This is a genomic window from Mesorhizobium sp. YIM 152430 (assembly GCF_029210365.1).
In the GTDB taxonomy this organism is placed as follows: domain Bacteria; phylum Pseudomonadota; class Alphaproteobacteria; order Rhizobiales; family Rhizobiaceae; genus Aliihoeflea.
In genome coordinates, this window is the sequence record NZ_JARGES010000043.1 from 321,209 (window position 1) to 333,304 (window position 12,096).

13 protein-coding genes are annotated in these 12,096 nt (G+C 63.5%); 1 reads left to right on the top strand and 12 read right to left on the bottom strand.

Annotated features, from left to right (window positions below; genetic code table 11):
• Position 1: 1 nt before the first annotated feature.
• The 6 genes from pyrF to PZ895_RS13835 all read right to left on the bottom strand — a co-directional run bounded on the left by pyrF (position 2) and on the right by PZ895_RS13835 (position 6,491).
• Positions 2-700 carry an orotidine-5'-phosphate decarboxylase gene (gene pyrF, locus PZ895_RS13810; protein WP_275839564.1) on the bottom strand — a complete coding sequence of 233 codons (699 nt, stop codon included), beginning with the start codon at positions 698-700 and terminating at the stop codon, positions 2-4.
• Complete coding sequence (locus PZ895_RS13815) at positions 700-1,293, bottom strand: NAD(P)H-dependent oxidoreductase (RefSeq protein WP_275839565.1); 594 nt, start codon at positions 1,291-1,293, stop codon at positions 700-702. Before PZ895_RS13815 ends, pyrF begins: the two co-directional genes overlap by 1 nt.
• A 55-nt stretch (positions 1,294-1,348) precedes the next feature.
• On the bottom strand, positions 1,349-1,945 hold the full coding sequence (gene pmtA / locus PZ895_RS13820; protein WP_275839566.1) for a phospholipid N-methyltransferase PmtA: 597 nt from the start codon (positions 1,943-1,945) through the stop codon (positions 1,349-1,351).
• Between the two features lie 106 nt (positions 1,946-2,051).
• The gene (gene dnaJ, locus PZ895_RS13825; protein WP_275839808.1) at positions 2,052-3,182 is read right to left on the bottom strand and encodes a molecular chaperone DnaJ; all 1,131 of its coding nucleotides are present in this window, start codon (positions 3,180-3,182) and stop codon (positions 2,052-2,054) included.
• Between the two features lie 207 nt (positions 3,183-3,389).
• Positions 3,390-5,309 carry a molecular chaperone DnaK gene (gene dnaK / locus PZ895_RS13830; protein ID WP_275839567.1) on the bottom strand — a complete coding sequence of 640 codons (1,920 nt, stop codon included), beginning with the start codon at positions 5,307-5,309 and terminating at the stop codon, positions 3,390-3,392.
• Positions 5,310-5,504: 195 nt separating this feature from the next.
• Positions 5,505-6,491, bottom strand: coding sequence for a Gfo/Idh/MocA family oxidoreductase (locus PZ895_RS13835; RefSeq protein WP_275839568.1), 987 nt, complete (start codon positions 6,489-6,491; stop codon positions 5,505-5,507).
• Between the two features lie 79 nt (positions 6,492-6,570).
• On the opposite strand from PZ895_RS13835, the gene PZ895_RS13840 reads away from it, so the two are divergent.
• Complete coding sequence (locus tag PZ895_RS13840) at positions 6,571-7,155, top strand: cell wall hydrolase (RefSeq protein ID WP_275839569.1); 585 nt, start codon at positions 6,571-6,573, stop codon at positions 7,153-7,155.
• On the opposite strand, the gene pheT is transcribed toward PZ895_RS13840, so the two are convergent.
• The 6 genes from pheT to rplT all read right to left on the bottom strand — a co-directional run bounded on the left by pheT (position 7,156) and on the right by rplT (position 12,086).
• Positions 7,156-9,561 (bottom strand): phenylalanine--tRNA ligase subunit beta, encoded by a 2,406-nt coding sequence (gene pheT, locus PZ895_RS13845; protein ID WP_275839570.1) that lies wholly within the window; start codon positions 9,559-9,561, stop codon positions 7,156-7,158.
• Positions 9,562-9,582: 21 nt separating this feature from the next.
• Positions 9,583-9,981 carry a GFA family protein gene (locus tag PZ895_RS13850; protein WP_275839571.1) on the bottom strand — a complete coding sequence of 133 codons (399 nt, stop codon included), beginning with the start codon at positions 9,979-9,981 and terminating at the stop codon, positions 9,583-9,585.
• Between the two features lie 4 nt (positions 9,982-9,985).
• Entirely contained in the window at positions 9,986-10,261 is a 276-nt protein-coding gene (locus tag PZ895_RS13855; protein WP_275839572.1) for a DUF2442 domain-containing protein, read from the bottom strand.
• Positions 10,242-10,478, bottom strand: a complete 237-nt coding sequence (locus PZ895_RS13860; RefSeq protein WP_275839573.1) for a DUF4160 domain-containing protein — start codon at positions 10,476-10,478, stop codon at positions 10,242-10,244. Before PZ895_RS13860 ends, PZ895_RS13855 begins: the two co-directional genes overlap by 20 nt.
• A gap of 3 nt (positions 10,479-10,481) precedes the next feature.
• On the bottom strand, positions 10,482-11,567 hold the full coding sequence (pheS, locus tag PZ895_RS13865) for a phenylalanine--tRNA ligase subunit alpha (protein ID WP_275839574.1): 1,086 nt from the start codon (positions 11,565-11,567) through the stop codon (positions 10,482-10,484).
• A 117-nt stretch (positions 11,568-11,684) separates the two neighbouring features.
• Positions 11,685-12,086, bottom strand: a complete 402-nt coding sequence (gene rplT / locus PZ895_RS13870; protein WP_252925337.1) for a 50S ribosomal protein L20 — start codon at positions 12,084-12,086, stop codon at positions 11,685-11,687.
• Between the last annotated feature and the right edge of the window lie 10 nt (positions 12,087-12,096).

Below are 12,096 nucleotides of genomic sequence, written 5' to 3' on the forward strand. Positions count from 1 at the left end.
TTCATCTCCCTTGGATGGTTTGCATTTCGTCGAGAATGGCGCTTGCGGCCGCCCGGCGGTCCGGCGCGGCAATGATCGGGCGTGCGACGACCAAGTGACTGGCGCCAGCGCGCAAGGCGTCTGCGGGCGTCACCACGCGCTTCTGGTCGCCATGGTCGGCTCCGGCCGGGCGAATGCCGGGCGTGACGACCGCCATGTCGGAGCCGACGATGCCGCGCACGCGCGCCGCTTCCGCCGCCGAGCACACGATGCCGCCCATGCCTGCGGCGCGTGCCTGCTCGGCCCGGTTTGCGACCAGCGTCGCGGGGTCGTCGCGATAGCCGGCATCCGCCAGGTCGGCCGCGTCCATCGAGGTCAGGACCGTGACGCCGAGAAGGCAAAGGTCGCTGCCGCGCGCCGCCTCGACAGCCGCGTGCATCGTCTTCGGATAGGCGTGCACAGTCAGCATCGAAACGCCCATCTTCGCGACGTTCTCGACGGCCTTCGCGACCGTGTTGTCGATGTCGAGGAGTTTCATGTCGAGGAAGACATGCTTGCCCTCGGCGGCAAGGTCGCGGGCAAACTCCAGCCCGCCGGCGAAAACGAGCTGGTAGCCGATCTTGTAGAAGGTCGCGAGCCCGTCGAGGTCGTTCACAACCCGTTCGGCATCGGCGATCGTCGGAACGTCGAGACCGACGATCAGGCGGTTGTCCGCTTTCATTATCTCATTCTCGGCGAGAGCAGGCGCGTGCGCTCGATCAGCGTTCGGCAGACATTTTCCATGGCCTTGCGGGTGCGCTCGTCCTTGAAGCGGCCGTTCTCGTCGAAAGCCTCGCCCGCCCGCGCAACCGAGCATTGCGGCGTGACGATCTCGACGCCGCAATTCATCAGAACGGCGCGCAGATGGTAAAGCCCCCGAATGCCGGCGAAATTTCCGTCCGACGACGAGCAGAGGCCGGCGACCTTGCCGGCATAGGGTTTGAACGGCTTGCCATTGTCGGCATGGACGCGGCTGACCCAGTCGATCGCATTCTTCAGCAAGGGCGGGATGGAGGAATTATATTCGGGGCTCGCAATCAGGAGCCCGTCATGCGCCGCGATCTGGCGCGCGAGCCGAAGCGCATTTTCCGGAACGCCGTGTTCGCGCTCGAGATCCTGATCGACGATCGGCATCGGATAGTCCGCAAGCGAGATGCGGGTCACATCGGCGCCTTGCGCCCCGAGCTCGGATTGCGCCACATCGGCCGTCTGGCCGCTATACGCTCCGGTCCGGGTCGATCCGGCGAAGACCAGAATTCTGGGTGCTGCCTGCATACCGCCTCTCATCGCTTCCAAGGCGATTAAAGCGCCTGCCGGTGCTTGTCAAAGGTCAGGCGAGCTGGCGTCGATAGAGCCAGAGCTGGCTCGGCGGCAGGTTGCGAAACACGAAATCGTGGTGCTCGACCGTGTAGTTGCCGCGGCCGGGCGGGACGGGAGATTTCGGGCCGTAGCTGATCTGGACGACCGGCCGCCCATGAGGGATGCGCGCCAGAAGATCCTCGACATAGGCGACGCGCCGATCGACGGGAAAATTGAGCAGTGGAACTGCGGAGACGATCGAATCGAAAACGAGGTCTCTCTTGTCGCCGAGCGTCGCATCGAGATCGAAGGCGTCGCCCTCGATAATGTGAACCTGCGGGAACTCGACCTGAAGATGTTCGACGAAGTCGGCGGAATACTCGATCGAATAAAGCTTCTCCGGCGCGACGCCGCGCTCCAGGATCGCCTTGGTGATGACGCCAGTGCCGGGTCCGAGTTCCAAGACGGGCAGACCCGACGAAGTGTTAATGACGGAGGCCATGCTGCGCGCGGTGACAGAACTCGTCGGCAGCATCGCGCCGACGGCACGTGGCTGATCGATCCAGCCCTTGAAGAATTTCAGTTCCTCGTCGAACCGACGCGTCAGCTTCTGCAATCCGCTCTTCATTTCGCCTTCGTCCCTCCTGAGATGATGGCGGAGACTACAGGCCAAGTGCGACGGAACAAGGACAAACATGTCGCTCGCACGCAATCGTGTGGCGCAATCGGGGTTCTCAGTTCCCGAAGGATTCGAAGAAGTCCTTCATGCGCGAGAAAAAGCCTGAGGATTGCGGGCTGTTCTCCGTGGAGGACAGTTCCTCGAATTCCTCCAGCAGTTCGCGCTGGCGCTTGGAGAGGCTTTGCGGCGTCTCGACCGCCACCTGAATGTAGAGATCGCCGACCTGATTCTGGCGCAGGATCGGCATTCCCTTGCCCTTCATGCGGAACTGGCGGCCGTGCTGGGTGCCCTCGGGCACCTTCACGCGCGTCTGCGTGCCGTCGAGCGTCGCGACCTCGAAAGCGCCGCCGAGCGCGGCCGTCGTCATCGAGATCGGCACCTTGCAGTAAAGATCCGCGCCGTCGCGCTGGAAGAATTCGTGCGGCTTCAGCGACAGGAAGATATAGAGATCCCCGGACGGCCCGCCGCGCAGACCCGCTTCTCCCTCGCCCGCGAGGCGAATGCGCGTGCCATCCTCGATGCCCGCCGGAATGTTGACAGACAGGGCGCGCTCCTCGGTGACGCGGCCCTGGCCGGCGCATTTGCGGCACGGGTCCTGGATCGTCTGGCCACGGCCCTGGCATTGCGGGCACGTCCGTTCGACGGAAAAGAACCCGCCCGTCTGCGCCCGCACGCGCCCCGCGCCGCCGCACATCGAACAGGTGACGGGCTGCGTGCCGGGCCGGGCGCCGGAGCCCGCGCATTCGTCGCAGGCCATCGAGGACGGCACCCTTATCTGGGCTGTCTTTCCGGCGAAGGCCTCTTCGAGCGTGACTTCCATATTGTAGCGCAGATCGGCGCCGCGATTGTTGGCGCCGCCGCGTCGGCGGCCGCCCATCATTTCGCCGAAGATGTCCTCGAAGATGTCTGCGAAACCGCCTGCCTGCCCGAAGCCCGCTCCACCGCCGCCGCCGAATCCGCCCTGCTCGAAGGCGGCGTGGCCGAACCGATCGTAGGCCGCCCGCTTCTGCGGGTCCTTCAGCGCTTCATAGGCTTCGTTGATGTCCTTGAACTTCTTCTCCGCCTCGTGGTCGCCTGGATTGCGATCGGGGTGGTACTGCATGGCCAACTTGCGAAAGGCGACCTTCAATTCCTTCTCGTCAGCGCTCTTCTGCACTCCGAGGGTCTCGTAATAGTCGGCCTTCATGGTCATCCCTGGTTCAGTCTCAAGATTGGGCGAAGGACGGCGCGATCGCCTCGAGCCGAAGCGCGGCGCCTTAGCTGCCCGATTTAGGAAGCCTGCGGCCGATATGCCATAGGCAGGACCATCCGCCATGCGTATTTCGGCAACAGCCGGCATCTAAACGAAGAAACCCGGCGCACGGCCGGGTTCCCGATTCGTCGGCCGATCAGGTCAGGCCGACTTCTTCTTGTCGTCATTGTCGTCGATTTCCTCGAAATCGGCGTCGACCACGTCCTCGCCGCTCTTCTGCGCATCGGCCTTGGCGTCGGCTTCGGCCGCTTCCGCCTGGCTGGCTTCATACATGGCCTGGCCGAGCTTCATCGAGACTTCGGCCAGATGATTGGTCTTGGCGGTTATCGCCTCTGCGTCGTCGCCTTCGGTCGCGCTGCGCAGGTCCGCGATTGCGTCCTCGATCGCCTTCCTGTCCTCGGCCGAAACCTTGTCGCCATAATCCTTCAGCGACTTTTCGGACGAGTGAAGCAGGCTTTCGGCCTGGTTCTTCGCCTCGACGGCGGCACGGCGCTTCTTGTCCGTATCCGCATTGGCTTCGGCGTCCTTCACCATCTTCTCGATGTCGGCGTCCGAAAGGCCGCCCGACGCCTGGATGCGGATCTGGTGCTCCTTGCCGGTGCCCTTGTCCTTGGCCGAGACGTTGACAATGCCGTTGGCGTCGATGTCGAAGGCAACCTCGATCTGCGGCACGCCGCGCGGTGCGGGTGGAATGCCGACGAGATCGAACTGGCCGAGCGCCTTGTTGTCGGCGGCCATTTCGCGCTCGCCCTGGAAGACGCGGATCGTCACGGCCGACTGGTTGTCCTCGGCCGTCGAGAACGTCTGCGCCTTCTTGGTCGGGATCGTCGTGTTGCGTTCGATCAGGCGCGTGAACACGCCGCCCAGCGTCTCGATGCCGAGCGACAGCGGGGTCACGTCGAGCAGCAGCACGTCCTTGACGTCGCCCTGCAGAACGCCGGCCTGGATCGCCGCGCCCATGGCGACGACCTCGTCCGGATTGACGCCCTTGTGCGGCTCCTTGCCGAAGAACTGCTTCACGACCTCGTGGACCTTGGGCATGCGCGTCATGCCGCCGACGAGGACGACTTCGTCGATCTCGCCCGCATTGAGGCCGGCATCCTTCAGCGCGGCCTTGCACGGGCCCACGGTGCGCTGCACGAGATCGTCGACGAGGCTCTCGAACTTGGCGCGCGTCAGCTTCATCGTCAGGTGCTTCGGGCCGGTCTGGTCGGCCGTGATGAAGGGCAGGTTGATCTCGGTCTGCGCGGACGAGGACAGCTCGATCTTGGCCTTTTCGGCGGCTTCCTTCAGGCGTTGGAGCGCGAGTTTGTCGCCCTTGAGGTCGATGCCTTGTTCCTTCTTGAACTCCGCCGCAAGGTATTCGACGAGGCGCATGTCGAAATCCTCGCCGCCGAGGAAGGTGTCGCCATTGGTCGACTTCACCTCGAAGACGCCGTCGCCGATCTCGAGGATCGAGATATCGAACGTGCCGCCGCCAAGATCGTAGACGGCAATCGTCTTGCCGTCCTTTTTGTCGAGGCCGTAGGCCAGGGCGGCCGCCGTCGGCTCGTTGATGATGCGCAGCACCTCCAGACCGGCAATCTTGCCGGCATCCTTGGTCGCCTGACGCTGGGCGTCGTTGAAATAGGCCGGAACGGTGATGACGGCCTTCTCGACCTTCTCGCCGAGATAGGATTCGGCCGTCTCCTTCATCTTCTGAAGGATCATCGCGGAAATCTGCGAGGGGGAGTAGTCGGTGTCGCGCGCCTTGACCCAGGCATCGCCATTGGCGGCCTTGACGATCTTGTACGGCACCATGTCCTTGTCCTTCTGGGTCGTCGGATCCTGGAAGGTGCGGCCGATGAGGCGCTTGATGGCGAACATGGTGTTTTCGGGATTGGTGACCGCCTGGCGCTTGGCCGGCTGGCCGACGAGACGTTCGCCGTCATCGGTGAAGGCTACCATCGACGGCGTGGTGCGCGCGCCCTCGGCATTCTCGATCACCTTGGCGTCCTTGCCGTCCATGACGGCGACGCAGGAATTGGTCGTTCCAAGGTCGATACCGATTACTTTAGCCATTTTCTTTCTTCTCTCCGCGTAAGCAGGCCGTCTGGACCCAATGCGAGGCGTTCCGGACGACGGCCCCTGTTCAGTGAAAACGCCGGTGCCATGGCATGTTCCCATACCCGGCTCGGCTGTGCGGCGTATATAAGAAGGGGGCATTTTTGGCGCAAGTGACGGCAGGCGGCGATTTTCGGTTCCGTGCCGTCATCCTCAGACATCGGCCCAGCCGCCGCCTTTGCCGGCTGCGAAAATCGCGTCGATCACCTTTTGATTGCGGATCGAATCCTCGAGCGTGAAGACAGGCACGGCCTCGCCTTGCGCGGCGCAGGCGAAAGCCTCCACTTCAAGCCGGTATTGCCGCGTGCCGGGAAACCGGAAAACGCGCGATTCGGTGCGGCGCTGGTCGTGAAGCTCGATCCGGTGGTGATCGAAATCGCCGGCATTAAAGGGCGCCTGCACTTGGATGAAGCCGTCCTCGCCGTGGAAGACCATTTCCTGGCGCAGCGCCATCTGCGTGGAGCAATAGAAGGAGAGGTCGAACGTGCCGAAATCGGCGGTGACGTTCGCATAGATGTCGGTGCCGAAGTCCGGGTCGCGTTCCACCGTGGCGCGAACGCGAAACGGTTCCTGCCCTGTCGCTATTCGCGTCGTGACGACCGGGTAGACGCCGATATCCGGCAGCGCGCCGCCTCCAAGCTGCGGCTTGTTGCGCATGTTGTCGGGGTCCCGGTTGAAATAGGAGAACGCACCTTGCACATGGCGCAGACGGCCGATCGCGCCCGATGCAACGAGTTCGCGGACCTTCGCCCATTGCGGGTGATAGAACACCATGAAGGCTTCCGAGACGATGACCATGTTGCGGTCGCGGGCTTCGATCACAGACGCGATTTCGGGCGCCCTCAGCGCCAGCGGCTTTTCGACCAGCACATGCTTGCCGGCATCGGCCGCCCTGATCGCCCACTCGACATGATCGGATGTCGGCAGCGGAATATAGACGCCATCGATTTCGTCCGACGCCAGAAGCGCCTCATAGGAGCCGAAAGCGCGCCGCGCGGCGAAGCGATCCACCAAGCTGCGCGCTCGCGCCTCGTCCCGGCTTGCGATGGCGACGAGCACGCCGTTCCCGGATTCCAGGATTGCCGGAATGACATGATCTCGCGCGATCTTGGCTGTCGAGAGAACACCCCAGCGAAACATCCGCATCTCCTTCGTTGCGGTCTTTTGGGAATAGACCCGCCCGCGCATCGTTACCCGTTCGTTAACGGAGTGGGTCCTCATGCGAAACCGAAAAACGATCGCGCTTGCCGCACTTGCCGCAACGCTCATCCATTTCAGTCCGGCGTTTGCCGGTCCGGCCTATCATGCGCGCGCCGCCGTGGCCGCGCTCGATCTTCCCAAGGTCAAGCGCCAGCCGGCGGCCGATCGGCGCTGTCTCGCTCAGGCGCTTTATCATGAAGCGCGCGGCGAAAGCGTGACGGGTCAGATTGCGGTGGCGCAAGTGATCATCAACCGCGTCAAGAGTCGCGCCTATCCAAATTCCGTTTGCGGCGTGGTCTACCAGAACAGGCACCGGCGCAACGCCTGCCAGTTCTCCTTCGCCTGCGACGGCGTGTCCGAGCGCGCACGCGAAAAAGCGGCCTATGCCAGATCCGAGCAACTGGCCTCGGAGATCCTGTGCGGCTCGGATTGCAAGACGGCGCGCAAACTCGTGCGTCTGACGAGACTGACCGGTATCGTTGCTCGTGCCACCCACTATCACGCGACCAGCGTCATGCCGTCATGGGGGCGCAAGAAGAAGCGCCTGACCAGGATCGGCCGGCACATCTTTTATACGAGCACGCGCGTCACGAAGACGATGTAGTCAGGTGCGCAATACGCCGCCCGTCGACTTTTCGACATTGGCGACGATCCTGGCGGCAAGCGCTTCGAAATCCTCGTCGGTCAATGTCCGGTCGGTGGGCTGGATCGCGACTTCGATGGCGACGGATTTCTTGCCCGAACCGAGCGAAGCGCCCTCGAAGACGTCAAAGACGCGCGCATCCGTGATCAGCTTCTTGTCGGCGCCCGAAGCTGCCTTGACGATGGCGGCCGCCTCGACCCTCCTGTCGACCACGAAGGCGAAATCGCGCTTCACCGCCTGGAAGGGCGAAAGGTCGAGGCGCGGCTTTGTCCGCGTGGGCTTCGCCTTCGGCTCGGGGATCGCATCGAGATAGATCTCGAAGCCGGCGAGCGGTCCGCTCGCGTCGAGCGCCTCCAGAATCCGCGGATGGAACTCGCCGAACGTGCCGAGCACGATCTTCGGTCCGAGCTTGATCGTGCCGGAGCGGCCGGGGTGATACCAGCCCGGTCCGCCAGCCTCGACCTGTAGTTTTTCGACCGGCGCGCCGGCGGCTTCGAGTGCTGCAAATGCATCGGCCTTGGCGTCATAGACGCCGACGGCGCCGGCATTTCCGGCCCAGTGGCGGCCGTGACCTTCAAGCCTGGCGGTGCCGCGCCGGACGCCCGCTGCAACGCGCCGCTGCTGGTCGGCGTCGTCACCCTCATAGATGCCGGAAACCTCGAACAGAGCGACATCACCCATGCCGCGATCGGCATTGCGCTGCGCAGCAGCGATCAGGCCCGGCAGAAGCGAGGGCCGCATGTCCGACATGTCCGCCGCGATCGGATTGGCAAGCTTCAACGCCGGTTGACCGCCGCCGAAGAGCCTTGCGTGCGCCTCGGGAATGAACGACCAGGTGACGGCCTCCATCATGCCGCGCACGGCAAGCGCGCGCCTGGCGGAGCGGGTGCGGATCTGGATCGGCGTCAGCATCTTGCTGTTGACCTTGCCGAAGGTGGGCAGCGGCGCCGGCGCGATCCGGTCGACGCCATGAATGCGCATCACTTCCTCGACGATATCGGCCTTCCCGTCGACATCCGGCCGCCAGGACGGCACCGCGACCTCGATCGTCTCGCCCTTGTCCTGCGGCGCGAAGCCGAGCCGGTCAAGGATTGAGATGGACTCGGCCTTGGTCACGTCCAATCCGGTCAGTCGCCTGACCTCGGAGACGGGCATCGAAACCTGCTTGGCCTCATGCCCCGCATAACCGACGACCTCTGTCTCGCATGGCGTGCCACCGCAGATGTCGAGAACGAGTTGGGTGGCCAACTCCATGCCCGGAACCATGAATTCGGGATCGACTCCGCGCTCGAAACGATAACGCGCATCGGTGATGATGCCGAGTTCGCGGCCGGTGCGCGCGATGTTCAGCGGCGACCAGAGCGCGGATTCGATCAGGACGTCGGTCGTCGCCTCGTCGCAACCCGAATGCTCGCCGCCCATCACGCCGGCGATGGACTCGACGCCGTTCTCGTCCGCGATGACGCACATGGCGGAGGTCAGTTCATACTCGCGCCCGTCGAGCGCCAGCACCTTCTCGCCGTCCATTGCCGCGCGCACGACAAGGTCGCCGGCGACCTTGGCCGCGTCGAAGACGTGGAGCGGCCGGCCGCGGTCGAAGGTTACATAATTGGTGATGTCGACCAGCGCATTGATCGGGCGAAGACCGATCGCGATCAGTCGCTGCTGCATCCATTTCGGCGACGGACCGTTCTTCACGCCCCGAATGAGGCGCAGCGCGAAGCCGGGGCAAAGCTGCGGATCGGCGATCGACACTTTCACCGGCGTCTCGCCCTGACCGGCGACCGGAGCGACGGCCTGAGTCTTCAGCGTCCCGAGCCCAGATGCCGCGAGATCGCGCGCGATGCCGTAGACGCTGGTCGCATCCGGCCGGTTCGGCGTCAGATTGATCTCGATCACCGGATCGTCGAGCCTGGCATAGGTCGCGAAGGGTGTTCCGACCGGCGCATCGGCCGGCAAGTCGATGATGCCGTCATGCTCGTCGGAAAGCTGCAATTCGCGCTCCGAGCACATCATGCCGTGACTCTCGACGCCGCGAATCTTGCCGACGGAAAGCGTCACGTCGATGCCGGGCACATAGGAACCGGGCGCCGCGAATGCGCCGACGAGACCCTCGCGGGCATTCGGCGCGCCGCAGACGACCTGGATCGGCTTGCCGTCGCCCGTGTCGACCATCAAGACGCGCAACTTGTCGGCGTCGGGATGCTGGACGGCGCTGACCACCTTCGCGATCACGAAGGGCTTCAGCGCAGTCTTGTCATCGACGGCCTCGACCTCGAGGCCGATCATGGTCAGCCGATCGCAAATCTCGACCAGCGAGGCGTCGGTTTCGAGATGGTCCTTGAGCCAGGAAAGCGTGAATTTCATCGGTCTCGTCCAGTCTGGTCGTCAGCGTTCGATCGAAAACCCGTCGAAGCGCGGAAGGTCGTCGTCAATCTGAAAAAACGGCAGCCGCCGTTTCTCGAAGGCGTGCATGGTCGGCGCATAGCGCTCCGGTTCGTCCATGAAGCCGAGCGAAAGATAGGTCTCGCCCGGCAGCTTGTCGTCGCGATAGCCGATCTGACTGCCGCAATGGTCGCAAAAGCGCCGCTCCACACCGCCGGCCCGCCACGTCTTCGGCTCGCCATGCCAGGTCAGGTCATCGTCGCGAAAGCCCACGAACGCCATCACCGGCGCACCGGTCTGCTTGCGGCAGTCGCGACAGTGGCAATAGGAGCGCCAGAAGGGTTCGGCGCTCGCCTCGGCGGAGATGAGGCCGCAGCGGCAGGAGCCGGAATGAAGCGTCATCCTTTCAGGCGACCTTCTGCGGGGCACGGGCGCCCGGCGCCTTCTTGCCGAGAAACATGCTCTTGACGGAGATGCCTTCGTCGACGGCAGTCCACCAGATGCCCTCATGCATCAATTCGATATCGTTGAGCTGCGCATGATCGAGCTCGGCGAGGAACGGGTACCACCAAAGCGGCGTCGCAATGGAGCGACCGTCGGCCAACGTGACATGCACGTCCTCATTCGTGCACCACGCCCTGACAGGACGCATCTCGTCGGTCTCAAACGCCAAAGAAGTCATTCCAAGCACCCATCCAGTCATCGCGACGCTCGGCAACGACGGTGAGCAGTCGCGCCACTTCGCGTTCATTGTATCCCTTGTTGGTGGTGATCTCCAAGCTTTGCAGCCAGACCTTCAGGGATTTGCCGTCCTTAACAATGTGAACATGCAGCGGCTCGTCGATATCGAGGGCGTAGAAGCGGAACTTGTAGCCGTGCCAGATGAGCAGTGTCGGCATTCCCTAGCTCGACAACCCCCCGAACAAAGTCGGCATATCCAGCGGCCTGAAACCGTAATGCGCCAGCCAGCGCATGTCGGCGTCGAAGAAGGCGCGCAGGTCCGGCATTCCGTATTTCAGCATGGCGATGCGGTCGATGCCCATGCCCCAGGCAAAGCCCTGATATTCGTCCGGATCGAGCCCGCCGGCCCGCAGCACGTTCGGATGGACCATGCCGCAGCCGAGAATTTCCATCCAGTCGTTTCCCTCGCCGAAGCGCACCTCACCCGGCCGCGAGCGGTCGCACTGGATATCGACTTCCATCGACGGTTCGGTGAACGGGAAGAAGGACGGGCGAAACCGCATCTTCACGGACGGCACCTCGAAGAACGTCTTACAAAACTCCTCCAGCACCCATTTCATGTTGGCGACGTTGGCGGTCCTGTCGACGACCAGTCCCTCGACCTGATGGAACATCGGCGAGTGCGTCGCGTCGGAATCCTGCCGATAGGTCTTGCCGGGTATGACGATGCGGATCGGCGGCTTCTGCGCCTCCATCGTGCGGATCTGCACCGGCGAGGTATGCGTGCGCAAAAGCTTTCGCTCTCCTGCCTCGTTCGGCGGCAGGAAGAACGTGTCGTGCATCTCGCGCGCCGGGTGGCCTTCGGGGAAGTTCAGCGCGGTGAAATTGTAATAGTCCGTCTCGATGTCCGGGCCTTCGGCGATTGCGAAGCCCATGTCGCCGAAGATCGCCGTGATCTCGTCGATCACCTGGCTGATCGGATGGATGCGGCCGCGCTCGGCCGGCGCCTGGCGGACGGAGAGCGTGACGTCGAGCTTTTCGGCGGCGAGGCGGGCATCGATCGCCGCATCGCGCAATTCGTGTCTGCGCGCGGCGATCGCTTCGGTGACGCGCAGTTTCAGCCCGTTGATCGCCGGCCCCATCGTCTGGCGCTCGTCCGCGCTCATCGCACCCAGGGTCTTCAGCTTCTCCGAGATCGAGCCCTTCTTGCCCAGCGCAGCCACGCGCACGGCCTCGATCGACTGCTCGTCCGAGGCCGACGCGATGTCGTCCATCAGGCTCGTTTCCAGGGATTGCAGATCGCTCATTTTGAATTCCAGCTCGAAAGGGGGCGCAGACGGGCCGCACAATGAAAAACCCGCGCAGGCTTTGCCAGCGCGGGTTCCCGATATCAGGTCGAACGAGTTCGGGAAAGACGCTGGCGCTTAGGCGACAACGCTTTCAAACTGGTTCGGGGTCGTGTCCTTGAGGTAGTCGAGCGAGGCTTTCGACTTGACGACGAGCGCAGCGAATGCCTGCGGCTCGTGGATCGCCATGTCGGAAAGAACCTTGCGGTCGATCTCGATGCCGGCCTTGTTCAGGCCGTCGATGAAACGGCCATAGGTCAGGCCGTGCTCGCGGACGGCAGCGTTGATGCGCTGAATCCAGAGCGCACGGAAATTGCGCTTGCGGTTCTTGCGATCGCGATAGGCATATTGCAGCGACTTCTCGACTGCCTGCTTGGCGATGCGGATGGTGTTCTTGCGGCGGCCGTAGAAACCCTTGGCGGCCTTCAGAACCTTCTTGTGCTTGGCGTGGGACGTTACGCCCCTCTTGACGCGTGCCATGTCATGATCT